22 protein-coding genes and 1 riboswitch are annotated in these 23,124 nt (G+C 70.3%); of the genes, 12 read left to right on the forward strand and 10 right to left on the reverse strand.

Translation table 11 applies throughout. The annotated features are described in order from the left end of the window. Positions 1-108 precede the first annotated feature (108 nt). Positions 109-705, forward strand: a complete 597-nt coding sequence (locus tag ACIREE_RS02070) for a TetR/AcrR family transcriptional regulator (RefSeq protein WP_404144933.1) — start codon at positions 109-111, stop codon at positions 703-705. 66 nt (positions 706-771) lie between these two features. Here the strand turns inward: ACIREE_RS02070 and ACIREE_RS02075 are convergent, their stop codons facing one another. The 4 genes from ACIREE_RS02075 to ACIREE_RS02090 all read right to left on the reverse strand — a co-directional run bounded on the left by ACIREE_RS02075 (position 772) and on the right by ACIREE_RS02090 (position 4,298). Beyond that, positions 772-1,095: a DMT family transporter gene (locus ACIREE_RS02075; protein ID WP_404144934.1), complete on the reverse strand. Its 324-nt coding sequence runs from the start codon at positions 1,093-1,095 to the stop codon at positions 772-774. 117 nt (positions 1,096-1,212) lie between these two features. Further along, positions 1,213-2,223: a ribosome small subunit-dependent GTPase A gene (gene rsgA, locus ACIREE_RS02080; RefSeq protein WP_404144936.1), complete on the reverse strand. Its 1,011-nt coding sequence runs from the start codon at positions 2,221-2,223 to the stop codon at positions 1,213-1,215. Positions 2,224-2,234: 11 nt separating this feature from the next. Beyond that, on the reverse strand, positions 2,235-3,560 hold the full coding sequence (gene aroA / locus ACIREE_RS02085) for a 3-phosphoshikimate 1-carboxyvinyltransferase (RefSeq protein ID WP_404144938.1): 1,326 nt from the start codon (positions 3,558-3,560) through the stop codon (positions 2,235-2,237). Between the two features lie 36 nt (positions 3,561-3,596). Beyond that, on the reverse strand, positions 3,597-4,298 hold the full coding sequence (locus ACIREE_RS02090; protein WP_404144940.1) for a M50 family metallopeptidase: 702 nt from the start codon (positions 4,296-4,298) through the stop codon (positions 3,597-3,599). A 116-nt stretch (positions 4,299-4,414) separates the two neighbouring features. Here ACIREE_RS02090 and ACIREE_RS02095 point away from each other — a divergent pair, with 116 nt between their 5' ends. The 10 genes from ACIREE_RS02095 (at position 4,415) to ACIREE_RS02140 (ending at position 14,971) form a co-directional block, all read left to right on the forward strand. Continuing rightward, entirely contained in the window at positions 4,415-5,230 is an 816-nt protein-coding gene (locus tag ACIREE_RS02095) for an SOS response-associated peptidase (RefSeq protein WP_404145322.1), read from the forward strand. A 461-nt stretch (positions 5,231-5,691) separates the two neighbouring features. Beyond that, positions 5,692-6,321 (forward strand): alpha/beta family hydrolase, encoded by a 630-nt coding sequence (locus tag ACIREE_RS02100; RefSeq protein WP_404144942.1) that lies wholly within the window; start codon positions 5,692-5,694, stop codon positions 6,319-6,321. Positions 6,322-6,564: 243 nt separating this feature from the next. Then, positions 6,565-7,230 carry an RNA polymerase sigma factor SigR gene (gene sigR / locus ACIREE_RS02105; RefSeq protein WP_324771196.1) on the forward strand — a complete coding sequence of 222 codons (666 nt, stop codon included), beginning with the start codon at positions 6,565-6,567 and terminating at the stop codon, positions 7,228-7,230. Further along, positions 7,227-7,517, forward strand: a complete 291-nt coding sequence (rsrA, locus tag ACIREE_RS02110) for a mycothiol system anti-sigma-R factor (RefSeq protein WP_404144944.1) — start codon at positions 7,227-7,229, stop codon at positions 7,515-7,517. Before sigR ends, rsrA begins: the two co-directional genes overlap by 4 nt. Positions 7,518-7,705: 188 nt before the next feature. After that, a complete protein-coding gene (locus tag ACIREE_RS02115) occupies positions 7,706-9,040 on the forward strand; it encodes an HD-GYP domain-containing protein (protein WP_404144946.1) in 1,335 nt (444 codons plus the stop codon). 59 nt (positions 9,041-9,099) lie between these two features. Continuing rightward, positions 9,100-10,338, forward strand: a complete 1,239-nt coding sequence (locus tag ACIREE_RS02120) for an HD-GYP domain-containing protein (protein WP_404144948.1) — start codon at positions 9,100-9,102, stop codon at positions 10,336-10,338. A 96-nt stretch (positions 10,339-10,434) separates the two neighbouring features. After that, complete coding sequence (locus tag ACIREE_RS02125; protein ID WP_404144950.1) at positions 10,435-11,415, forward strand: tetratricopeptide repeat protein; 981 nt, start codon at positions 10,435-10,437, stop codon at positions 11,413-11,415. 143 nt (positions 11,416-11,558) lie between these two features. Beyond that, positions 11,559-12,209, forward strand: a complete 651-nt coding sequence (def, locus tag ACIREE_RS02130; RefSeq protein ID WP_404144952.1) for a peptide deformylase — start codon at positions 11,559-11,561, stop codon at positions 12,207-12,209. Between the two features lie 348 nt (positions 12,210-12,557). Next, positions 12,558-13,595: a multidrug MFS transporter gene (locus ACIREE_RS02135; protein WP_404144954.1), complete on the forward strand. Its 1,038-nt coding sequence runs from the start codon at positions 12,558-12,560 to the stop codon at positions 13,593-13,595. Then, a complete protein-coding gene (locus ACIREE_RS02140; RefSeq protein ID WP_404144956.1) occupies positions 13,592-14,971 on the forward strand; it encodes a cytochrome P450 in 1,380 nt (459 codons plus the stop codon). The genes ACIREE_RS02135 and ACIREE_RS02140 overlap by 4 nt, the downstream gene beginning before the upstream one ends. 16 nt (positions 14,972-14,987) lie before the next feature. Here ACIREE_RS02140 and ACIREE_RS02145 read toward each other — a convergent pair whose 3' ends face one another. Beyond that, positions 14,988-15,950, reverse strand: a complete 963-nt coding sequence (locus ACIREE_RS02145) for a GlxA family transcriptional regulator (protein WP_404144957.1) — start codon at positions 15,948-15,950, stop codon at positions 14,988-14,990. Between the two features lie 93 nt (positions 15,951-16,043). On the opposite strand from ACIREE_RS02145, the gene ACIREE_RS02150 reads away from it, so the two are divergent. Next, positions 16,044-16,229 carry a hypothetical protein gene (locus ACIREE_RS02150; RefSeq protein ID WP_404144959.1) on the forward strand — a complete coding sequence of 62 codons (186 nt, stop codon included), beginning with the start codon at positions 16,044-16,046 and terminating at the stop codon, positions 16,227-16,229. Here ACIREE_RS02150 and ACIREE_RS02155 read toward each other — a convergent pair. The 5 genes from ACIREE_RS02155 to ACIREE_RS02175 all read right to left on the reverse strand — a co-directional run bounded on the left by ACIREE_RS02155 (position 16,226) and on the right by ACIREE_RS02175 (position 22,975). Beyond that, positions 16,226-17,251: a ribonucleotide-diphosphate reductase subunit beta gene (locus ACIREE_RS02155; RefSeq protein ID WP_404144961.1), complete on the reverse strand. Its 1,026-nt coding sequence runs from the start codon at positions 17,249-17,251 to the stop codon at positions 16,226-16,228. The two genes, ACIREE_RS02150 and ACIREE_RS02155, sit on opposite strands and share 4 nt — an antisense overlap. Then, on the reverse strand, positions 17,251-19,626 hold the full coding sequence (locus ACIREE_RS02160) for a ribonucleoside-diphosphate reductase subunit alpha (RefSeq protein WP_404144963.1): 2,376 nt from the start codon (positions 19,624-19,626) through the stop codon (positions 17,251-17,253). Before ACIREE_RS02160 ends, ACIREE_RS02155 begins: the two co-directional genes overlap by 1 nt. A gap of 120 nt (positions 19,627-19,746) precedes the next feature. After that, positions 19,747-19,881, reverse strand: a riboswitch (cobalamin riboswitch). 56 nt (positions 19,882-19,937) lie between these two features. Continuing rightward, on the reverse strand, positions 19,938-20,936 hold the full coding sequence (locus ACIREE_RS02165) for a nucleoside hydrolase (RefSeq protein WP_404144965.1): 999 nt from the start codon (positions 20,934-20,936) through the stop codon (positions 19,938-19,940). A gap of 120 nt (positions 20,937-21,056) precedes the next feature. Beyond that, the gene (gene mctP / locus ACIREE_RS02170; RefSeq protein ID WP_404144966.1) at positions 21,057-22,679 is read right to left on the reverse strand and encodes a monocarboxylate uptake permease MctP; all 1,623 of its coding nucleotides are present in this window, start codon (positions 22,677-22,679) and stop codon (positions 21,057-21,059) included. Further along, positions 22,676-22,975 carry a DUF3311 domain-containing protein gene (locus ACIREE_RS02175; protein WP_404144968.1) on the reverse strand — a complete coding sequence of 100 codons (300 nt, stop codon included), beginning with the start codon at positions 22,973-22,975 and terminating at the stop codon, positions 22,676-22,678. Before ACIREE_RS02175 ends, mctP begins: the two co-directional genes overlap by 4 nt. Between the last annotated feature and the right edge of the window lie 149 nt (positions 22,976-23,124).

Consider the following 23,124-nt stretch of genomic DNA (forward strand, 5'->3'; position numbering starts at 1 on the left):
GCCAACGGGCCGCGCGTGCGGGCCGCGCGCGGGCTATTGACAGGGGGGACAAGCCCGTCAACTCTGGCGAAACAAGCCGTACGGTCACGGCGGCCCGGGGAGGCGACGATGCCTGCAGCGCGGGAATCCCTACTGGACGCGGCCTTCACGGCGCTCGCACGACGCCCCTGGTCCGGGGTGCGGATGGTGGACGTGGCGGCGGCCGCGGGGGTCTCCCGGCAGACCCTCTACAACGAGTTCGGCAGCAAGGAGGGCCTGGCCCGCGCCCTGGTGCGGCGCGAGGCCGACGCCTATCTCGCGGGCGTCGACCGGGCCTTGAAGGAGGGCGGCCTCGACACGGTCGCCGAGTGGACCGTGGCCAGCGCCCGCCGCAATCCGCTGGTGAGGGCGGCGCTCACTGGGTGCTGGAGCGAGCGGCTTCCCTCGCCGACGCTGTCCGCGGTGCCGTCCTCGTCGGCCGTGCCGGCCCAGCGCCGCGCGGACGGGCCGCTGCCCGCCCCCGCCGACCTCGTCGCCTTCGTACGCGACCGGGCGCTGGCCGCGCTCGGGGCGGCGGGCGCCGCCAAGACGGAGGCCGATGCCCTCGCCCGGGACTGCGAACTGGCGGTACGGATCGCGCTGTCCTGCGTCATGGTGCCGCCGGGGGAGGGGGGCGCGGGGCGGATGGTGCGGGAGGCTCTTCGGCCGGGGCGGGCTCGCGCGTGAGGGGCCGGCTCCGTGTGCGCACGTGTTCCCGTACGAGCACGCTTTGTGTGCCTGGGCGGTGGGCGATCAGTGCGCCGAGCCCGAGAGCTGCAGGCCGATCACGCCCGCCACCACCAGGCTGATCGAGACGATCTTGAGGGTGGAGACCACGTCGCCCAGGAAGATCATTCCGTAGATCGCCGTGCCCGCCGCGCCGATGCCCGTCCACACCGCGTACGCCGGACCCACGTCCAGCTTCTTCAGGGACAGGGTCAGCAGACCGAAACTGCCCAGCGCGAAGGAGGCGAACGCGACCGTCGGCCACAGGCGCGTGAAGCCGTGCGAGAGCTTCAGACACACGGCGAAACCGGTCTCCAGAAACCCCGCGACGATGACCAGCAGCCACGCCATGTGATGTGCCTCCCGCGTTCCACTGATCCCGGCTGATCCCGTACGGCTTCGATCTTGCGTCCGGCTTGGTGCGATTATGCCTTTACCGGTACGCCGGGGCAGCAAACAAGTCGGAGGTCAGTCGCCCTCGTGACGCTCGCGCGTGGCGAGCAGACGGCGCAGTGAGTACAGCCGCGCCGGATCCGCGTGACCCTCCGCCACCCAGGCGTCCAGGGCGCACTCCGGCTCGTCGTGGCTGCACGCGCGCGGGCAGTTCTCCGTGCCGGGCTCCAGATCCGGGAACGCGTGGATGACCCGCGACGGGTCCACATGATGCAGGCCGAACGAGCGCACGCCCGGAGTGTCGACCACCCAGCCCGCGTCGTCCGGCAGCGGCAGGGCCCGCGCCGACGTGGTCGTGTGCCGGCCGCGCCCCGTGACCGCGTTGACATGGCCCGTCGTACGCCGCTGGTCCAGCGGCACCAACGCGTTCACCAGCGTCGTCTTGCCCACACCCGAGTGCCCGACGAACGCGGTGATCCGTCCGTCCAGCTGCTCGCGCACCCGCGCCACCGCCGTGCCGTTCTCCAGCTCCTCGCGGCTCGTCACGACGTACGGGATGTCGAGGTCCCCGTACAGCTCGAGCAGCTTGTCCGGCGGCGCGAGGTCCGACTTCGTCAGGACCAGCAGCGGTTCGAGCCCGCCGTCGAACGCCGCCACCAGACAGCGGTCGATCATGCGGGGGCGCGGTTCGGGGTCCGCCAGAGCGCTGACGATGGCGAGCCGGTCCGCGTTGGCGACGACCACCCGCTCGTACGGGTCGTCGTCGTCCGCCGTACGGCGCAGGAGCGACGTGCGCGGCGCGATGCGCACGATCCGCGCGAGCGTGTCCTTCTTGCCCGACAGGTCGCCGACCACGGCCACCCGGTCGCCGACCACCGCGGCCTTGCGGCCCAGTTCGCGGGCCTTCATCGCGTACACCGGGTGGCCGTCGATGAGGACGGTCAGCCGCCCCCGGTCGACGGTCAGGACCATGCCCTCCGACGCGTCCTCGTGCTTGGGCCGGATGTTCGTCCGCGGCCTGTTCCCCTTGCGGTTGGGGCGCTGGCGGATGTCGTCCTCGTCGGTGTGCTTGCCGTAGCGGCGCATCGCGTTGTTCCCTACGGCCTGTCGGTCCCGAGCATGGCGGTCCACATGTCGGGGAAGTCCGGCAGCGTCTTGGCCGTCGTCGCCACGTTCTCGATCTGTACGTCGTCCACGGCCAGACCGATGATCGCGCCCGCCGTCGCCATCCGGTGGTCGTCGTACGTGTGGAAGACCCCGCCGTGCAGAGGGCGCGGACGGATGTGGAGGCCGTCGGCCGTCTCCGTGACGTCGCCGCCCAGTTCGTTGATCTCCTTGGTGAGCGCCGCCAGCCGGTCCGTCTCGTGCAGCCGCAGGTGCGCTACGCCGCGCAGCGTGGAGGGGCCGTCGGCCAGCGCCGCCACCGCCGCGATGCCGGGGGTCAGCTCGCCGACCTCGCCGAGGTCCACGTCGATGCCGTGGATCGCGCCGGAACCGGTGAACTCCAGCCCCTTCTCCGTGAGTTCGCAGGCGCCGCCCATCTGCGTGAAGATCTCGCGCAGCGCGTCGCCGGGCTGCGTGGTCTGCGCCGGCCAGTCCGGGATCGTGACCTTGCCACCGGTGACCAGGGCCGCCGCCAGGAACGGCTGCGCGTTCGACAGGTCCGGCTCGATGACGATGTCCCGGCCGAGCAGAGCGCCCGGCGTCACCCGCCACACATTGGGCTCGCCGCCCGACTCCGGGGTGTCCACCTGGGCGCCGACCGCCCGCAGCATGTCGACCGTCATCCGGATGTGCGGCATGGAGGGGAGGGAGGAGCCCGTGTGGCGGACCTCCACCCCCTGGTTGAAGCGCGGCGCGGAGAGCAGGAGCGCGCTCACGAACTGGGAGGACGACGACGCGTCGATCTCCACCGTGCCGCCGTCGAGCGCCCCGCCGCCGTGCACCGTCAGCGGCAGCGCGCCCCGCTTGTCGTCGTCGATCCGCGCGCCGAGCGCACGCAGCGCGTCGATCACGCCGTGCAGCGGCCGCTCGTACGAACGGGGGTCGCCGTCGAACCGGATCGGCCCGTCCGCGAGCGTCGCGACCGGCGGCAGGAAACGCATCACCGTGCCCGCGTTGCCCACATCCACCGTGGCCGGGCCCGCGAGCCCCGAGGGGATGACGCGCCAGGCCTCGCCCGAACCGTCCGGGCCCACGCCCTCCTCGATGCCTACGCCCATCGCGCGCAGCGCGCCCGCCATCAGCAGGGTGTCGCGGGAGCGCAGCGGGCGGCGCAGCCAGCCCGGCTCCGCGGCGAGCGCGGCCAGGACCAGGGCCCGGTTGGTGACGGACTTGGACCCCGGCACCGAAACGGTCGCGTCGACGGCTCCGCTCGCGAGGGGGGCGGGCCAGAGGGCGGTGGGCGCGGGGTGCGTGGTCATGCCTTTACTTTAGTGGGCCCGCCCCGGCCCACCCGCTCACAGGTCGAGCAGCCAGCGGCCCCCGCCCAGCAGTGAGCACAACGAGACGGCGTGGAAGAAAAAGAGCCACATTCCCGCGGGGACGTGCGTGAGGCGGGAGAGCTGGTCGGCGTCCGAGTCGCCCGCGCCGCCCCTGCGGCGCTTTCCCTGCAGTTCGAACGCGGGGCGGGTGCCGCCCAGAAGCAGGAACCAGACGACCGCGTACGCGAAGGCCGCCTGGACCTGGGGGCCTGTCAGCCAGGAGATGAGGAGGAACGCTCCTCCGGTGACGACGACCGTCAGCACGCCGTACGCGTTCCTGATCATGAGCAGCATCGCGACGAGCAGGGCCGTCGCCAGCCAGAGCAGCAGCGTGATGTGGCCCGTCGCCAGGAGGGCGGCGCCGCCCAGGCCCAGCAGTGGCGGGGCCGTGTATCCGGCCGCCGCCGTCAGGATCATGCCGAGGCCGGTGGGCTTGCCCCGGCTGACCGTGAGGCCGCTGGTGTCCGAGTGCAGCCTGATGCCGTCCAGGCGGCGGCCCATGAGCAGGGCGATCAGGCCGTGGCCGCCCTCGTGGGCGATCGTGATGGCGTTGCGGGAGAGCCGCCAGATGGTGTGCGGGACGATCGCTGCTAGCGCGACGACGCCGGTGGCAATCACCACCCACTGGTCGGGGTCGGACTGGGTACCGAAGATCCGGTCCCAGAGGCTGGCGTCCATGTTTTCCGGCGCTCCCGTTCGGTGGAGGGGGGTGGAGTGGGGTGAGGTGGAGTGGGGTCGGGTGGGGGCGGTCGGCTGGTGGTTTTTCGGGCCCGTGCTCTGGCACTGTGGCACGTATGTGCGGACGGTTTGCATCGAGTCGTGGGCCCGAGGATCTCGCAGGAATCTTTGAGATCGAGAAGTGGGAGCCGGAGGAGGCCTATGAGCCCGACTTCAACGTGGCCCCCACCAAGGAGGTCTACGCCGTCCTCGACCGCCCCGTGAAAGACGCCGAGGATCCGCGTCCGGTTCGCCAGCTGCGCAAGCTGAAGTGGGGGCTTGTGCCGTCCTGGGCCAAGACGCCGGAGGGCGGGGCGCGGTTGATCAACGCGCGGGCCGAGACCGTGCACGAGAAGCCGTCGTACCGGCGGGCCTTCGCTGCGCGGCGCTGCATTGTGCCTGCCGACGGGTATTTCGAGTGGGTGACCGGGGGCGCGGAGCGGGATCTCGAGGTCGAGGGGAAGAAGAAGCGGGCGCGGAAGCAGCCGTACTTCGTGACTCCGGTGGATGGGTCCGTGTTCGCCATGGCCGGGCTCTACGAGTTCTGGCACGACCGGACGCTGCCGGATGAGCATCCGCTGGCCTGGTGGGTGACGTGCTCGGTGATCACCACGGAGGCGGAGAGCGCTCCGCTCGGGGTGGCGCCGGAGGGCGGGCCGCGCTCGCTCGCCGATATCCATCCGCGGATGCCGTTGATGTTGACGCCCGATCGGTGGGACGCGTGGCTGGACCCGGCGCGGACAGACGTGGACGACCTGCGGTCGCTGCTGGACGCGCCGCCTGAGGGGCTGATGCGGGCCTATCCGGTCTCTACGGCCGTCAGTAATGTCCGCAACAACGGGTCTGAGCTGCTGAAGGAACTGGACGGGCCGGAGGAAGAGACGCTCTTCTGAGTTGCCTGGGGCGGGGCCGTGTCGGGGTACCTCCTCGGCCGGATTGGTCTCCACGCTTGATTGCGCCATGGGCGGTCATCCGGCGCTGGGTTCCCGCGGTGTCCTGCGGGGGCACCCCGACACGTCCCCTCCCGTCGTCTTGCGCGTGCGGACCGGTGGGACTTCACGGTTCCCGAGCGCGCCGCCGTTCCCGGGTGCGGCGCCGTCGGCTGTCGCCCCCGCCCCGCCTTGGGCAATCTGCCGCCTTGGGCGGCAGGGTGGGCAAGGCGGCACCCCAGCGCCGGGGCACCGTGCCAAGCAGGCCCCCGCGGGAACGCCGATACGTCACCCCCAGTGCCGGGTGCGCCATGCAAGGAGGCCCGAGCGGAAACGCCGAGGCTGTGGCCCCAGCGCCGGGCACCGTTCAAGCGGGGCCGCACCGAAGGCACGCGCCCGCCGGAGGCCTGGTGCAACATGATCGCGTGAACGAAATCGTGGCTACCGAAAGCGGCGACGCCCGCGTCACCTGGCACCCCGCCCCCCACCCCCACCTGGTCCTGGCGGCGAGCCACGGCGCGGGTGGGGGGATCGAGGCGAGGGATCTGCAGGCCCTCGCCCGCGTCCTGCCCGCCCACGGAGTGACCGTCGCCCTTGTGGAGCAGCCCTGGCGGGTCGCCGGGAAGAAAGTGGCGCCCGCGCCGAAGACGCTCGACACCGGGTGGCGTGGCATCTGGCCCGCGCTGACCGGGCCCGGCCTGCCCGTCGTCGCCGGAGGCAGAAGCGCGGGGGCCCGTGTCGCCTGTCGGACCGCCCAGGAGCTGGGCGCCGCCGCCGTGCTCGCGCTCAGTTTTCCGCTGCATCCGCCGGGCAGGCCGGAGAAGTCCCGCGTCGACGAACTGCTGGGCGCGGGGGTGCCCACGCTGGTTGTCCAGGGTGGCAATGATCCGTTCGGTAAGCCGGCCGAGTTCCCGGCGGGCGGTGCGTATGAGCTCGTCGAAGTTCCGTACGGGGACCATGGGTTCGCTGTTCCCAAGCGGGCCGGTATCGGTGAGAGCGAGGCTCTCGCCGTCCTTACGGACGCCGTGGTTGCGTGGGTCCGGTCACTCGGCTAGGGCGCGGGAATGTTGAGTGCGGGGCGACTGTTGAGCCAAAGGTCGGTGACACAGTTCGTACGAGAGGAAGTCCGCCGCATGGGTTCGACCATCTGCCCGAGTCGCGCCACCACTCCTGACCTGGAGTGGAGCGTGCTCAGCGCGGCCAAGACCGCTCCTATTCGGGCGGCGGGCGGACCGGATCGTCGTCTATCCTCCGATTCGAGTGGGACCTCTCTGGGTCTCGCGACGTCGTTGGAGGAGGTGGGTCCGGTCACAGGGACCGACGCAGGGACCGAACACGGCCAGGCGGACGAGCGCCCGGAGAGCGCCGCGGAGCGCAGCGCACGCTTCGAGCGGGACGCTCTGGAGTTCCTCGACCAGATGTACTCCGCCGCGTTGCGTATGACGCGCAACCCGGCCGACGCCGAGGATCTGGTGCAGGAGACGTATGCCAAGGCGTACGCGTCCTTCCACCAGTTCCGCGAGGGGACCAACCTCAAGGCGTGGCTGTACCGCATCCTGACGAACACCTTCATCAACTCGTACCGCAAGAAGCAGCGCGAGCCCCAGCGCAGTGCCGCCGAGGAGATCGAGGACTGGCAGCTCGCACGCGCCGAGTCGCACATGTCGACCGGTCTGCGCTCCGCCGAGTCGCAGGCGCTCGACCACCTGCCCGACTCGGACGTGAAGCGGGCGCTCCAGGCGATCCCCGAGGAATTCCGCATCGCGGTCTATCTCGCCGACGTAGAGGGCTTTGCGTACAAGGAGATCGCGGACATCATGGGGACACCCATCGGTACGGTGATGTCCCGGCTGCACAGGGGCCGTCGCCAGCTGCGCGGCATGCTCGAGGACTACGCCCGTGACCGCGGGCTCGTCCCGGCCGGCGCCGGAGAGTCGAACGAAGCGAAAGGCTCGGGCTCATGAGCTGCGGAGAGCCGCACGAGACGGACTGCAGTGAGGTCCTCGACCATCTCTATGAGTTTCTTGATCATGAGATGCCGGACTCCGACTGCACCAAGTTCGAGGTGCACTTCGAGGAGTGCTCCCCGTGCCTGGAGAAGTACGGCCTGGAGCAGGCCGTGAAGAAGCTGGTCAAGCGGTGCTGCGGGCATGACGACGTGCCGACCGACCTCCGGGCCAAGGTCATGGGGCGCATCGAAGTGATCCGCTCCGGGCAGGCCATGCCCGATGAGGGCACGCCTCTCGCCTGAGAGCGTCCCCGGTCCCCGTCGAGGGCAACTCCCGCATCGTTCGCGGGAGTTCGGCCCGTTTGCCGACTGGTTCACCCGATCGTGCTAATCCGGGGCCTTGCGCCCCGGCAATCCCCGTGATGCCGCCCGGACGGCGCGGACCGCGCCCTATTCTCCGTGAACTGAACGCCACGGGGAGGGAGTCGGGCATGCGGACGGTACCTCCGGTGGCTCGCGTCTATGTACTCCTGACCGTGGGTGGCGCCCTCGTCTGCGCCGCGCCCGCCGTCTCACCGGACACCTCATGGTTCGCCGTGGCGCTGCTCGCATGCGTCTACGCGGGCTGCGAGCAGGTGGGCCGCTGCCGGATCGTCGGCCGGCGTGCCCCCAAAGGCATGGGCACCTTCTTCCCGGTACTCCTTGCAGGAGCGTTTCTGCTGCCGCCTTCGGTCGCGGCCCTCGTCGCCGTGCCCGGCGCCTTCCTCGCCCGCGTCGAACAGCGGCCCGCAGGCCTGCGCCGACTGTGGCGGGCCGCCCAGCTCGCCCTCGGCATCTGGGCGTCCGCGCGGGTCTTCGGCGCACTCGGCGGCTCGGACGCCGTCTCCGGGGCCCGGCTGCCGTACGCGCTCGTACCCGCGGCCGCCGCGGTGCTCGCCTTCTGCGTCGTCCTCACCGTCCTCGACGGCGGCATCCTCGCCGCCGCCGAGCGCGTGCCGCCGCGGACCGCCTGGCGCGGCCTCTTCCTGAGATCGCTGGCGCCGGTGGCGGTGCACGGGCTCGCGGGTCTGCTGATGGCGGTGCTGTGGGCGAGTTCGTACGGGCCCGTGGCAGCGCTGCTCGTGCTCCTGCCGATGTACATCTCCTGCTGGGTGTTCGCCCAGTACCAGCGGGAGCGGGCCGCCCACCAGGCGACCATCCGGGCCCTCGTCCAGGCCGTCGACATCAAGGACGGGTACACGCGCGGGCACAGCGAGCGGGTCGGGCAGGCATCCATGATGATCGCCCGGGAACTGGGGATGGCCGACGAGCGGGTGGAGGTCCTGCGGTTCGCCGGGATCCTGCACGACGTGGGCAAGCTCGGTGTGCCGACACGGTTACTGCGGAAGGACGGGCCTCTCACGCCCGAAGAGCGGGAGATCATTCAGCTGCATCCCGAGTACGGGCACGAGATGGTGCGCGGCATCGGGTTCCTGGGGGAGGCGCGGGCCGCGATCCTTCATCACCACGAGCGGCTCGACGGGAGCGGATATCCGTACGGGCTCTCGGGGGCGCAGATCCCGGAGTTCGCGCGGGTGGTCGCGGTGGCGGACGCCTTCGACGCCATGACGTCCACGCGTACGTACTCACGGGCGCGGCCGGTCGCCGTGGCTCTGGCGGAGCTGGAGCGGTGCGCCGGATCGCAGTTCGACCCGGTGATGGTGACAGCGCTGGCGCGGGTCCTCGGGCGGGACGGGTGGCACCCCGTGGTCACCGCCGACGAGGGCGTCGTCCCCGTCGCCCGCCCGGCAGGCGTGGCGGCCGTTCCGGGGGCGGCCTCCCGGTGACGGGCTGGGCGTCCGGCCCACCGGCGGCCGGCACCGCGGGGCCCGGGGCAGCGGCACGGATGCCCGCCGCGGTGCTGCTCGTCCACGTCGTGGCCGGCGGGGCCACCGTCCTCGCTCTCGGTGACACGGCTCGGCACGGGCTCGACGACCGCGGGGTCGCGCTCGCCTTCGGGCTGCTCGTCGTCGTGGGAGAACTGGCCCGCTGGGGCGACAGCGGCGACCGGGAGTCCGCGCCGCTCGGCGCCGCGGGTGCGCTCGCCTACGCGCTGCTCGGTGGGGTGGCAGGCCACCCCACCCAGCACGGTGTGGGGCAGGTCGTCTCGGTCACCGTCGCGGGCGCGCTCATCGGGTGCGTCCCGCATGTGGCCCGCGGCAAGGGCCCCCCGCTCGACCACATGGTGCGCCGTGTACTGACCGTCTCCTTCGCCGCCGTGCTCTTCCAGCCGCTCTACAACCAGGGGAAGTTGGCGCAATGGTTCGGCGACGGGGCGTACTACGCGCTGCTCATCGCCGGACTGCTCGCGCTCACCGCGCTGTGCGACGCCGTGCTCGCCGCCGTCATGGCGCACGCCCGTACCCGCTGGCCGTTCGGCCCGCTGCTCCGCGACGAGCTGCGGGCGATGCTCGGGATCGGCTCCGCCGTCTGCGCGACGGGGGCCGTCATGGCGCTCGCCGTCGCCGTGGCCGGGCTGTGGGCGCTGCCCGTCATCAGCCTGCCGCTCCTCCTCACCCAACTGGCCTTCCGGCGCTACGCCGCCGTGCGGGCCACGTACCGGCAGACCATCACCTCGCTGGCCCGCGCCACCGAGATCGCCGGTTACACCCCGCACGGGCACGCCCTGCGGGTGGCCGCGCTGAGCCGTTCGATCGGCCGGGAGCTTGGCCTCTCCGAGCCGGATCTGACCGTCCTCGAGTACGCGGCCCTGATGCACGACATCGGGCAGCTCTCGCTCCTCGACCCGGTCGCCCAGGGTGCGACGGCGGGGCTGCCCACCGCCCAGCAGCGGCGCATCGCCCTGCTCGGCGGTGCCGTCGTACGGCAGACGGGGGTGGACGCCCAGGTCGCCGTGGTGGTCGAGCGGCAGGCCGATCCATACCGGGAACAACCGCTCACCGCACGAATTGTGCGGACAGCGAACGCGTACGACGAGATGGCCAGGGAAGAGGGCCCCCAGGGCCCGCTCACGGCCCTGGAACGGCTGCGTCTGGGCACCGGCCGCGACTACCAGCCCGAGGTCGTGGAGGCGCTGGCCAGGGTGGTCGCGCACCCCGGTCTGAGCCTAGGGTCGGCTGGGTAACCCATGGGTAATGAGCGGGCGTCCGACCGTACGTGGTTGGATGCGAAGAAGAGGGTGTCCGGGGGCACAGGCCTCGAGTATCGGCAGGCGGGAATCGTGAGGATCTTCGGCAAGGGACGGCACCGGCCCTCCGCCTCCTGGCGGCAGGCCACGGATCGTGCGTTCACCCTGATCGGGGACGGTCGGTACGAGGACGCGGGAGCGCTGCTCACCCGCGCCGCCGACCTGGAACCCTGGCTCTCGGAGTCCTGGTTCAACCTCGCCCTGCTGCACAAGTTCCGGCATGACTGGGAGCAGGCGCGCGCCGCCGGTCTGCGGGCCGTCGCGCTGCTCGACCGGGAGGCCGGCGCCCCGGACTGGTGGAACGTGGGGATCGCCGCCACCGCCCTCCAGGACTGGCCGCTGGCCCGGCGGGCATGGCAGGCGTACGGGCTGAAGGTGCCCGGCGGCGTCACCACGGCCGGCGAGCCCACCGGGATGGACCTGGGCAGCGCCGCGGTGCGGCTCTCCCCGGAGGGTGAGGCCGAGGTCGTCTGGGGGCGCAGGCTCGACCCGGCGCGCATCGAGGTGCTGTCGATCCCGCTGCCCTCCTCCGGCCGCCGCTGGGGCGAGGTCGTGCTGCACGACGGCGTGCCCCACGGGGAGCGGACGACCGCGGTCGGGAACTCGTACCCGGTCTTCGACGAGATCGAGCTGTGGGCGCCGTCGCCGGTGCCGACCTGGGTGGTGCTGCTCGAGGCCGCCACCGAGTCCGACCGGGACGCGCTGGAGCGGCTCGCGGCCGATGCCGGGTTCGCCGCAGAGGACTGGTCGTCGTCGGTGCGGCTGCTGTGCCGGATGTGCTCCGAGTCGCGGATGCCGTCCGACGAGGGCGACGGCGAGCATCTCGATCCGCACGACCACAGTGAGCCGGGGCATCCCGGGCCGCTGGGGCACCGGACGGACGGGCAGCTGTGGGTGCCGGAGCGGGAGTGCGGGGTGGCTGCGCCGGCTTCGTTGGTTCGGGGGTTGCTCGATGGGTGGGTTGCCGACAGCCCCGATTCGCGTGACTGGCGGGATCTCGAAGAGGTGTGTTGACGTGCGCTGCCGTCCGTCGGCCGTCGTGGGTTGCTCGCGCCGTTCCCCGCGCCCCTGAGCGGCGCCTCCTGCCGGGGCGCCTTGTGATGGGCCCGTACCCTGTTAGCAGAACTCCTTGTTTCCCAGGAAGGCTTATCCCGGTCATGGCCCAGCAGGACACCGATCAGCAGCACGCGGGCGTGCTTCCCGTGGACGACGAGGGGTTCGTCGTCGACACCGAGGACTGCGAGGCGCGCGAGGCGGCCTACCGGGAGCGCGGGACGTCGCGGCCGATCACCGTGGTGGGGAACCCCGTCCTGCACAAGGAGTGCAAGGACGTGACCGAGTTCGACGACGAGCTGGCCGCGCTTGTCGACGACATGTTCGCCAGCCAGCGCACCGCCGAGGGCGTCGGTCTCGCCGCCAACCAGATCGGCGTCGACCGCAAGGTCTTCGTCTACGACTGCCCCGACGACGAGGGCGCGCGCCACACCGGCGTCGTCTGCAACCCGGTCCTGCGTGAGCTGCCCGCGGACCAGCGCCGCCTCGACGACTCGAACGAGGGCTGCCTGTCGGTGCCGACCGCGTACGCCGAACTCGCCCGCCCCGACTACGCGGTGGTCACCGGCCAGGACGAGAAGGGCAACCCGATCACCGTGCGCGGCACCGGGTACTTCGCGCGCTGCCTGCAGCACGAGACGGATCACCTGTACGGCTACCTGTACATCGACCGGCTGTCGAAGCGGGAGCGCAAGGGTGCCCTGAAACAGATGGAAGAGGGCACGCCGCGCTACCCCGTGGTCCCCAACAACTGAGCCCACTGAGGCAGTTGAGCGTCAGAGCGGCGCCTGGTACGGATGTTTCCGGCCAGGCGCCGCTGGCATGTGCCCGCACACATTCGCGTACGCCCGTGTGTGCGAACAGGATCAGCCGTGGGTGAACCATATTCAGTCATGTAAGCGGACGATTCCGGCGCCCAGGGGTAGTGAGGGGAGCAAATCCGTTCCCAGAACGGTCAGTTGTAGTGCTGAATAGAAAGCGCGGGGATACGCAACGGCGCGCGCCCGGCACTACGGGAGGGCGTACGCCATCAGGCGGCAGAGAGGGGTTTGTTCGTGCCTGCTTATCTACATACAGCGGTCCCACCGGCGCTGGCGCTACCGGTGATCGAGGACGCGTTTCCTCGCAATCTGCACCCCCATTGGCCGAAGCTCCAGGAGAGCACGCGCTCCTGGCTGCTCGAAAAACGCCTGATGTCCCCGGACAGGGTGGAGAAATATGCCGATGGCCTGTGCTACACGGACTTGATGGCGGGCTACTACATTGGTGCCCCCAATGACGTGCTGGCCGCGATTTGCGACTACAGCGCGTGGTTCTTCGTGTGGGACGACCGGCACGACCGCGACGTGATCCACGGGAGGACGGCCGGCTGGCGGCGGCTCGCCGTCCAGTTGCACGCGGCCACAGAGGCCCCAGAGCTTCACCTGGACCACAAGGATCCGCTGGTCGCGGGGTTCGCGGAGAGCGTCGACCGGCTCTACGGCTCCCTCAGCCGGACGTGGAACGCCCGGTTCGCCCGCCACTTCCACGTGGTGATCGACGCGTACGACCAGGAGTTCCACAACCGAATGACGGGAACGGTCCCGTCCGTCGACGAGTACATAGCCCTGCGCAGAAATACGTTCGCGCACTGGATATGGCTCGACCTCCTGGAGCTGACCGCTCAGCATGAACTCCCCGCATGGGTGCGGAAGAACGAGTCATTCATGCGTGCGGCGCTTGCCTGCCAGGATTTCGCGGCCTGGTACAACGATCTGTGTTCATTGCCCAAGGAACTCGCGGGCGATGAATTGCACAATCTTGGTATCAGCCTCATCAAACACGAAGGGCTTTCCCTCGGTGACGCGATAGCGGAAGTCCGCCGACGGGTCGAGGGAACCATCGAGGATTTCCTCGCTGCGGAGGCCGAGGTGGAACAGCTCGCGGTTGCCACCGAAAACATCGGCGCGCATGGCAAAGACCTCGCGGACGCCCTCAGGTCGTGCGTGGGAAATATGCGGAACTGGTTCAGCTCCGTGTACTGGTTCCACCACGAGTCCGGGCGCTACGCGGTGGACAGCTGGGACGACCGGACGACGCCGCCCTACGTCACGGACGACGAGACGACCGAACAGACGGACCAGGTAGGTGAGTGCGCATGACCGTGGGATCGACCCTGCCGGCCCCGACGACCGGTGCGGACCAGGAGCAGCCGCCGCTCGCCCCCGGCGGCGTGCCGCTGCTGGGCCACGCCTGGAACCTGCTGCGCGACCCGCTCGGCTTCCTCCCACGGCTGCGTGACAGCGGCGACATCGTCCGGCTGAAGCTGGGGCCGAAGACGGCCTACGCGGTCTGCGACCCCGAGCTGGTGGCCACCCTGCTCAAGAGCCCCGACTTCGTTGTCGGAGGGCCGCTCTGGGACACGATGGGCGTCCTGCTCGGCAAGGGGGTGGCGACCAGCAACGGGCCGCTGCACCGGCGCCAGCGCCGGGCGATCCAGCCCGCGTTCAGGATGGACAAGATCCACGAGTACGCGGCCGTGATGGAGGAGGAGGCGCGGGCGATGGCCGCGCGGTGGAGCGACGGGCAGACCATCGACATCGCGGCCGAGGTGTTCCGCACGGCGACCCGGATCGTGGCCCGCTCCGTGCTCCAGGTCGGGTCCGCCGACGAGCGTGCCGACCGGCTGAGCGCGGCGCTGCACACCGTGTTCGAGGGGCTGTACCGAAGGATGATCCTCTCCTTCGGCCCGCTGTACCGGATGCCGTCTCCGGCCAATCGGCGATTCGAGAGCGCGTTGGCCGATTTGCATCGCCTTGTCGACGAGATCGTGGCCGAGCGAAGGGCGTCGGGAAGCAATCCGGACGACCTTCTCGCGGCGTTGCTCGACGACCGCGACGAGAATGGTGAAACGGTCAACGATCAGGAGGTGCACGACCAAGTCGTGTCCCTTGTCGTGGCGGGTGCCGAGAATGTGGCGAAGACCCTGACGTGGGTCTTCCAGCTTCTCGCCGAACACCCGGAACACGAAAGGCGGTTGTACACGGAGGTGGTATCCGTGACGGATGGTCGGCCGGTCGCTTTTGGTGACGTCAAAGAACTCGCATATATGCGGAACCTGCTCACCGAGTCGATGCGGATACGGCCCGCTGTCTGGATATTGACACGGCTCGCAGCCGTCGACACGACACTTGGCGGGTTTCGGATCCCGGCCGGGTCGGACATCGTCTACAGCCCGCTGGCGATGCAGCGCGACCCGCGCGCGTTCACCGACCATCTGACGTTCGATCCCGACCGCTGGCTCCCCGAGCGCGCAGCGGACGTCACGCCCGCGGCGCATGCACCGTTCAGCGTCGGCAACCGCAAGTGCCCCGGCGACCACTTCAGCATGGCCGAACTGGCGGTGATCCTGGGCACGGTGGTGTCCAAGTGGCGGTTGGTGCCGACCGCGGAGACGGACGGCTCCGCGCGGATCGGCATCACGCTCCAGCCGAAGCGCGCCCTGCTGCGGGTGGAAGCGCGGGGCCAGGGCTGCTAGGGCGGATCAGGCCGTCCTAGCTCGCCAGCCGTACCCGGAAAGTCCTGCGGAAGGCGTTGGGCGTCGTGCCCAGCGCCTTCATGAACTGGTGGCGCATCGCCGGCGCGTTGCCGAACCCCGCGCGGTAGGCGATCGCGTCCACCGTCTCGTCGGTGCTCTCCAGCAACTCCTGGGCGAAGAGCACCCGTTGGCGCAGCAGCCAGCGGTACGGCGTCGTGCCCGTCTCCTGCTGGAAGCGGCGCGCGAACGTGCGCGGTGACATGAGCGCCCGCGCCGCGAGCTCCTCCACGGTCACCGGCGCGCCCAGGTTCCGCTCCATCCACGCCAGGACCCCGCCGACGGTGTCGCAGCGCGTCGTCGGCAGCGGGCGCTCCACGTACTGGGCCTGGCCGCCGTCGCGGTGCGGCGGCACGACCATGCGGCGGGCTATCGCGTTGGCCACCTCGGCGCCGTGCTCGGTGCGCACGATGTGCAGGCACGCGTCGATGCCCGCGGCCGTGCCGGCGGAGGTGATGACCGGGCCCTCGTCGACGTACAGGACGTCGGGGTCGACCCGGGTGCGCGGATACGTGACGGCGAGTTCGCGCGCGTACCGCCAGTGGACCGCGCAGCGGCGGCCGTCGAGCAACCCGGCCTCGCCGAGCACGAACACCCCCGCGCACAGGCTGAGGACGCGCGCGCCGCGGTCGACCGCCCGGCGCAGCGCGTCGAGCAGCTCCGGCGGGTACTGGTCGAACCGTCGCCCCGCCGAGGGGATCGCGATGAGGTCGGCCTCCTCCAGACGCTCCAGGCCGTACGGGGTGGAGACCGTCATGCCGGGCACATGCGTGGTGAGCGAGGGGCCCTCCGTGGAGGCGACCGCAAAGTCGTACACCGGGAGTCCCGCGTCGCTGCGGTCGAGGCCGAACACCTCGCAGACCACCCCGAGTTCGAAGGGATGCACACCGTCGAGCAGCACTGCGGCCACGTTCTTCAGCATGTCTGCCAGTGTGCCGCAGAGCTGGCAGGAATTCGAGGGTCAGTGACAGTCCTGCCACTGCCGGGCGGGGCCGCGCGGCGGGAGAGTAGAGGCATGAACACAGCGATGAACTACCTCACCGTCCTCTTCGTCTTCCTTCTCTTCGCCGCCCCTTCCCTCTACGGGGCCGCCCACGACCGCCGCGTCGACCGGCAGATCCGGCAGGCACAGCAAGCACGGCAAGCACGGCAGGACACCGAACTGGGGTCCCGCCGTGCCGAGTTCACCAAGGTCGCCTAGAAGTCCTCGTCGAAGCCGACCGAGCCCTCGACCGCGACCTGGTAGGCCGAGGGGCGACGCTCGAAGAAGTTGGTCAGCTCCTGGACGCCCTGCAGCTCCATGAAGGAGAAGGGGTTCTCGGAGCCGTAGACGGGCGCGAAGCCGAGCCGCTGCAGACGCTGGTCGGCGACGCACTCCAGGTACTGCCGCATCGACTCGGTGTTCATGCCCGGCAGCCCCTCCCCGCACAGGTCGCGCCCGAACTGCAGCTCGGCCTCGACCGCCTCCCGCAGCATGTCGGTGACCTGCTCCCGCAGCGCGTCGTCGAAGAGCTCGGGCTCCTCCTTGCGCACCGTGTCGACCACGTCGAAGGCGAAGCTCATGTGCATCGTCTCGTCACGGAAGACCCAGTTGGTGCCGGTCGCCAGGCCGTGCAGCAGGCCCCGCGAGCGGAACCAGTAGACGTAGGCGAAGGCACCGTAGAAGAACAGGCCCTCGATGCACGCCGCGAAGCAGATCAGGTTGAGCAGGAAGCGGCGGCGGTCCGCCTTGGTCTCCAGGCGGTCCAGCTTCTCGACCGAGTCCATCCACTTGAAGCAGAACTCGGCCTTCTCGCGGATGGACGCGATGTTCTCGACCGCCGCGAACGCCGCCGTCCGGTCCTCCGGGTCGGGCAGATAGGTGTCGAGCAGCGTCAAGTAGAACTGGACGTGCACGGCCTCCTCGAAGAGCTGGCGCGAGAGGTAGAGGCGCGCCTCGGGGGAGTTGATGTGCTTGTAGAGCGTGAGCACCAGGTTGTTGGAGACGATCGAGTCGCCCGTCGCGAAGAACGCGACGAGCCGGCCGATCATGTGCTGCTCGCCCGGCGACAGCTTCGCGAGGTCGGTGACGTCCGAGTGGAGATCGACCTCCTCGACGGTCCAGGTGTTCTTGATCGCGTCCCGGTAGCGCTCGTAGAAGTCCGGGTAGCGCATGGGACGCAGGGTCAGTTCGAAGCCCGGGTCGAGCAGGTTCTTCTCGGTCTTCTCAGGTGCGGTGGTCATTACTGGCAGGCCTCGCAGGACTCGGGGTTTTCCAGGGAGCAGGCGACCGCGTCGGTCTCGGGCACGGTCTGCGCGGGGACGGTGCTGCGGCCCGCCGCCCGTGCGATGCGCGTCGCGGGGCGCGAGCGCAGGTAGTACGTCGTCTTCAGGCCCGACTTCCAGGCGTACGCGTACATCGAGGAGAGCTTGCCGATGGTCGGCGTCTCCAGGAACAGGTTGAGGGACTGGGCCTGGTCGAGGAACGGGGTGCGCGCCGCCGCCATGTCGATGAGGCCGCGCTGCGGGATCTCCCACGCCGTGCGGTACAGGTCACGGACGTCGTCCGGGATCCAGGTGAAGCCCTGCACGGAGCCGTTGGACTCGCGCAGCGCCTCCCGGGTCTGCGCGTCCCACACGCCGAGCCGCTTCAGCTCGTCGACCAGGTAGGCGTTGACCTGGAGGAACTCGCCGGACAGCGTCTCGCGCTTGAACAGGTTGGAGACCTGCGGCTCGATGCACTCGTAGACACCCGCGATGGACGCGATGGTGGCGGTCGGCGCGATGGCAAGCAGCAGCGAGTTGCGCATGCCGACGGCGGCGATACGTTCCCGCAGCGCGGCCCACCGCTCCGGCCAGGTCACCTGGGCGTCGGCGTAGTGGTCGGGGTGCAGGACACCGCGCGCGGTGCGGGTCTTCTCCCAGGCGGGCAGCGGGCCGTTGCGCTCGGCGAGGTCGGCCGATGCCTCGTACGCGGCGAGCATGATGCGCTCCTGGATCCGCGTCGAGAGCGCCTTGGCGCGCGGCGAGTCGAAGGGCAGGCGCAGCTTGAAGAAGACGTCCTGCAGACCCATCGCGCCGAGGCCGACCGGGCGCCAGCGGGCGTTGGAGCGGCCCGCCTGCTCGGTCGGGTAGAAGTTGATGTCGACGACGCGGTCGAGGAACGTGACGGCGGTGCGGACGGTCTCGTCGAGCCGCTCCCAGTCGATGGCCTGCGCGTCGGCGTCCACGAAGGAGCCCAGGTTCACGGAACCCAGGTTGCAGACGGCCGTCTCGCCGTCGTCCGTGACCTCCAGGATCTCGGTGCACAGGTTCGAGGAGTGGACCGTGTGGCCGGGCTCCGCGGTCTGGTTGGCGGTGCGGTTCGCGGCATCCTTGAACGTCATCCAGCCGTTGCCGGTCTGCGCGAGCGTGCGCATCATGCGGCCGTACAGGTCCCGGGCGGGGATGGTCTTGAGGGCTCTGCCCTCGGCCTCCGCCTTCTTGTACGCGGCCTCGAACTCGGCGCCCCACAGGTCGACCAGCTCCGGCACGTCGGCCGGGGAGAACAGCGACCAGTCGGCACCGTCGGCGACCCGGCGCATGAACTCGTCGGGGATCCAGTGCGCGAGGTTCAGGTTGTGGGTGCGGCGCGCGTCCTCACCGGTGTTGTCGCGCAGCTCAAGGAACTCCTCGATGTCGGAGTGCCACGTCTCCAGATAGACGGCGGCCGCGCCCTTGCGGCGGCCGCCCTGGTTCACGGCGGCGACCGACGCGTCGAGGGTCTTCAGGAACGGCACGATGCCGTTGGAGTGCCCGTTCGTGCCGCGGATCAGCGAACCCCGGCTGCGGATGCGGGAGTACGAGAGCCCGATGCCGCCGGCGTGCTTGGAGAGCCGGGCCACCTGGTGGTAGCGGTCGTAGATCGAGTCGAGCTCGTCCAGCGGGGAGTCGAGCAGATAGCAGCTCGACATCTGCGGGTGCCGGGTGCCCGAGTTGAAGAGGGTGGGGGAGGAGGGCAGGTAGTCGAGGCGGCTCATCAGGCCGTACAGCGCGGCGACTTCGTCGAGGGCGCGGGCGCTGTCGTCCTCGGCGAGACCCGACGCGACGCGCAGCATGAAGTGCTGCGGGGTCTCGATGACGCGGCGGGTGATCGGGTGGCGCAGCAGGTAGCGGCTGTGCAGGGTGCGCAGGCCGAAGTAGCCGAAGCGGTCGTCGGCCTCGGTGTCGATGAGCGCGTCGAGCCGCGCGGCGTGGACGCGGACGAACTCGGCGGTGCGGTCGGCGATCAGGCCCTCGCGGTGGCCGACGGCGACGGAGCCGGTGAAGGAGGTCACGCCCTGCGAGGCGGCCTCGGCGGCGATGGAGAGCGTGAGGAGACGGGCGGCGAGCCGGGAGTAGACGGGGTCCTCGGAGATCAGCCCGGCCGCGGCCTCGGTGGCGAGTTCGCGCAGCTCGGCCTCGTCGGCGCGGGTGCTGCGGCCGCGCAGCGCGGCGGCGGCGACCCGGCCGGGGTCGGCGCCCGGGAGGTCGGCAGTCAGCTCGGTCAGGGTGCGCAGCAGCGCGGTGCCCGGAGCGTCTTGCGGTGCGGCTGAGACCGGTGCGGCTGAGACCGGTTCGGCGGGCGGCGCGATGGTCACGTGGAGGCTCTCCCTCGCTCGGCACGGGGCCTGCGGGGAAGGAGTGGCTCCGGCGCGCACGGGGCGCCGTCGTCACCGGCCCATTCCGCGAGGCCCGGACGTCGTCTACACCCGGGCCGGACGGCTCGGGTGTGCTGCGGCAGGTCCTCGGACTCACGCGGGCGCCGTTATGCGCGCTTACGTTCACCGTTGCGGGACAGTTCCGGATTTGCACCGGATTCCCCTGCGGCTGCAGCGAAAGCGAGCATACATGTTGTGCCGGGCCGACGTGGCAGGCCCATATCTTGTGTCGGCCCGGCTTCAACAGTTACTCAGACGGTCGCGGGCCGCTTCAGCAACGTAGCCACGAAATCCTCGGTGAAGTTGCGCGGGCCGACGCCCACGGCGACCCGGCCGCGATGCTTGGTGCGGGCGTTCACCAGCGGCGACTCCGTGTAGTACTCGCGCGGGTAGTCGGAGTCGTACGGAATGAACACCGTCTTGCCCCGGGTCAGTTCGCTCGCGCACTCCACCGCGACGGTGCCCTCGGCGGCGGTGATGAACGACTCGTCCGCGCACACGCCGACGGCGAGCGGGTCGTGCAGCGGGGAGCCCCCGGTCTCCTCGTAGGCGCCGAGGTAGAAGCGCATCAGGCGGGCCGTCAGCTCCATGCCGGGTCCCGCCGCCTCCAGCGTGGCGAGCTCCGCGGGCCCGAACCGCCAGCCGTGCGTCGCGTCGAGCCCGACCATCGTGTACGGGATGCCGGAGGAGACGACCAGGTCCGCCGCGTCGGGGTCCGCCCACGCGTTGAACTCGGCGACGGGCGTGATGTTCCCGGGGATCTCGGCGGCCCCGCCCATGAAGACGAGCCGCTTCACGCGCCGCGCGAAGTCCGGGTCCTCGCTCAGGGCGAGCGCCACATTGGTGAGCGGGCCCGTCGCGCACACCGTCAGCTCGCCCTCGTACTCGCGCGAGAGCCTGAGCAGCGCCTGCGCCGAGGACTCGGTGTGCTCGGGCACGGTCGAGTCGGGCAGCTGCTCGGCGCCGAGTCCCGTGGAGCCGTGGAACTCGCCGGCGGCCGAGTACGGCAGGCGGGTCAGCGGGCGGCCCGCACCCCGGTGCACGGTGATGTCGCCGTCGATGCCGAAGGCGCGGGCGAGCGCGCGCCCGTTGCGGAAGGTCTGCGCGGCGGGCACGTTGCCGCCGACGGTCGTGTAGGCCTTGAGGTCCCACAGCCCGGTGCCGAGCAGGTATTGCAGTGCGACGGCGTCGTCGATGCCGGGGTCGCTGTCGAGCACGATGGGGGCGGTCGCCTGCGGCGAGTCGGGCACGGTTCCTCCGGGGCAGATGGTGCGGATGGTGCTGGTTCGCGACGTGGTGCCGGGTCACGATAGAGGGACGGGCCCCTCCCCGAGGGGAGAGGCCCGTCCATCGAGAAGAAGTGACGGGTGCTAGTGGCCGCCCGCTCCGACGGTGGGCAGCTCCACCTGTACGCCCTTGTCGCCGGCGTCTGCGGTGTAGTCCGAGGGCGACGTCTCGTCGACGCCCTCCGGGGCCTTCACGGCCTTCAGGACGAAGGTCAGGACGACGGTCACGATCACGTTCATCACGAACGCCGTCAGGCCGATGTAGCCGATCTGGCCGATGCCGGGGATCTCGTCCGAGGACCCGCCGAAGTGCTTCTGCGTCGGCGAGGCCACCCCGTACGCGGCGAGCGTGCCGTAGACCATGCCGACCGCCCATCCGGCGAGCAGCGCCCACCGGTGGAACCAGCGCGTGAACAGGCCGCCCACCAGCGCCGGCATGGTCTGCAGGATCCAGATCCCGCCGAGCAGCTGGAAGTTGATGGCGACGGTCTTGTCCATGGTCAGGACGAAGGCGAGCGCGCCGACCTTCACGAGCAGCGACACGAGCTTGGAGACCTTGGTCTCCTGCGCCGGGGTCGCGTCGGGCTTGATGAAGTCCTTGTAGATGTTGCGCGTGAACAGGTTCGCCGCGGCGATGGACATGATGGCCGCCGGGACCAGCGCGCCGATGCCGATGGCGGCGAAGGCGACACCCGTGAACCAGTCGGGGAACATGGTCTCGAAGAGCTGCGGGATCGCCAACTGCCCGTTCTGCACCTTGATCCCGGCCGCGATCGCCATGAACCCGAGCAGCGCGAGCAGGCCCAGCATGAGCGAGTACAGCGGCAGGATCGTGGTGTTGCGGCGGATCACGTTACGGCTCTTGGACGACAGGGTCGCCGTGATCGAGTGCGGGTACATGAACAGCGCGAGGGCCGAGCCGAGCGCGAGTGTCGCGTAGGTCCACGTGCCCGATTCACCAGGAGCGAGGGCGCCGACGGGTTTCCCTGTCGCCGGGTTGAGCTGCTCGAACTTCTTGCCGGCCGCGGCGAAGATGTCGTCGAAGCCGCCCAGCTTGATCGGGATGTAGATGATGGCGACCAGGATCACGATGTAGATCAGGCCGTCCTTGACGAACGCGATCAGCGCGGGGGCCCGCAGGCCCGAGGAGTACGTGTACGCCGCGAGCACGCCGAAGGCGATCAGCAGCGGCAGGTCCTTGACGAACCAGTTCGTGCCCTCGCCGCCGCCGACACCCATCACGTCGAGCACGGCCTGGATGCCGACCAGTTGGAGCGCGATGTACGGCATCGTGGCGAGGATGCCGGTGATCGCGACGGCCAGCGAGAGGCCCTTCGAGCCGAAGCGGCCGCGCACGAAGTCCGACGTCGTCACGTACCCGTGCTTGTGCGAGACCGACCACAGGCGCGGCAGGAACGTGAAGATCAGCGGGTACACCAGGATCGTGTACGGCACCGCGAAGAAGCCGGACGCGCCCGCCGCGTAGATCGCCGCGGGGACGGCCACGAAGGTGTATGCCGTGTAGAGGTCGCCGCCGAGCAGGAACCAGGTGACCCAGGTGCCGAACGAGCGGCCGCCGAGGCCCCATTCGTCCAGCGAGTCGTTCTCCGACCTGCGCCAGCGCGCGGCGAGGAAGCCCATGACCGTGACGGCCAGGAAGAAGATGATGAAGACAGTGAGCGCGACACCGTTGACGCCGCCGTTCATCGCCCGCTCCCGGAGGCCGATGCGGATGCCGATGCCTTGCGACCTCGCTGGTCACGCTGCCACAGCTTGTACGCGATCATCGTGAGCGCCGTCGAGATGAGCACCCAGAGCATCTGGTACCAGTAGAAGAACGGGATACCGATGAAGGTCGGGTCGACCTTGGCGTAGGAGCTGACCCAGAGCATCGCCACGAACGGTGCGACGAGGCACAGTCCGATGACGACGCGGACCGGTGTCACCACCGGTCTCCCCACTTCTTGCGCACCTTGTGGCGCACTTTTCGGCGCATCGGACATTTCGCGGCTCCGTCCCCTCGCTGGCCCAGGTCCCACTTATCTCACGTTTAACGTGCGGGAAATCTAGGCGAGAGTCTTGATCTATGGAAGCCCCGTCCGGATAACGGACGACGTGCGGCGAACGACCGGTCAGTCCGGCCGGTCCGGTC

The sequence above is a fragment of the Streptomyces sp. NPDC102467 genome (assembly GCF_044765445.1).
In the GTDB taxonomy this organism is placed as follows: Bacteria; Actinomycetota; Actinomycetes; order Streptomycetales; family Streptomycetaceae; genus Streptomyces.

What these genes read in the sequence shown, in the direction of transcription:
- ACIREE_RS02070 (WP_404144933.1), top strand. Translation starts at nt 109, where the DNA reads ATGCCTGCAGCGCGGGAATCCCTACTGGACGCGGCCTTCACGGCGCTC.
- ACIREE_RS02075 (WP_404144934.1), bottom strand. Translation starts at nt 1,095, where the DNA reads ATGGCGTGGCTGCTGGTCATCGTCGCGGGGTTTCTGGAGACCGGTTTC.
- rsgA (WP_404144936.1), bottom strand. Translation starts at nt 2,223, where the DNA reads ATGCGCCGCTACGGCAAGCACACCGACGAGGACGACATCCGCCAGCGC.
- aroA (WP_404144938.1), bottom strand. Translation starts at nt 3,560, where the DNA reads ATGACCACGCACCCCGCGCCCACCGCCCTCTGGCCCGCCCCCCTCGCG.
- ACIREE_RS02090 (WP_404144940.1), bottom strand. Translation starts at nt 4,298, where the DNA reads ATGGACGCCAGCCTCTGGGACCGGATCTTCGGTACCCAGTCCGACCCC.
- ACIREE_RS02095 (WP_404145322.1), top strand. Translation starts at nt 4,415, where the DNA reads ATGTGCGGACGGTTTGCATCGAGTCGTGGGCCCGAGGATCTCGCAGGA.
- rsrA (WP_404144944.1), top strand. Translation starts at nt 7,227, where the DNA reads ATGAGCTGCGGAGAGCCGCACGAGACGGACTGCAGTGAGGTCCTCGAC.
- ACIREE_RS02115 (WP_404144946.1), top strand. Translation starts at nt 7,706, where the DNA reads ATGCGGACGGTACCTCCGGTGGCTCGCGTCTATGTACTCCTGACCGTG.
- ACIREE_RS02120 (WP_404144948.1), top strand. Translation starts at nt 9,100, where the DNA reads ATGCCCGCCGCGGTGCTGCTCGTCCACGTCGTGGCCGGCGGGGCCACC.
- def (WP_404144952.1), top strand. Translation starts at nt 11,559, where the DNA reads ATGGCCCAGCAGGACACCGATCAGCAGCACGCGGGCGTGCTTCCCGTG.
- ACIREE_RS02140 (WP_404144956.1), top strand. Translation starts at nt 13,592, where the DNA reads ATGACCGTGGGATCGACCCTGCCGGCCCCGACGACCGGTGCGGACCAG.
- ACIREE_RS02145 (WP_404144957.1), bottom strand. Translation starts at nt 15,950, where the DNA reads ATGCTGAAGAACGTGGCCGCAGTGCTGCTCGACGGTGTGCATCCCTTC.
- ACIREE_RS02150 (WP_404144959.1), top strand. Translation starts at nt 16,044, where the DNA reads ATGAACACAGCGATGAACTACCTCACCGTCCTCTTCGTCTTCCTTCTC.
- ACIREE_RS02155 (WP_404144961.1), bottom strand. Translation starts at nt 17,251, where the DNA reads ATGACCACCGCACCTGAGAAGACCGAGAAGAACCTGCTCGACCCGGGC.
- mctP (WP_404144966.1), bottom strand. Translation starts at nt 22,679, where the DNA reads ATGAACGGCGGCGTCAACGGTGTCGCGCTCACTGTCTTCATCATCTTC.
- ACIREE_RS02175 (WP_404144968.1), bottom strand. Translation starts at nt 22,975, where the DNA reads ATGTCCGATGCGCCGAAAAGTGCGCCACAAGGTGCGCAAGAAGTGGGG.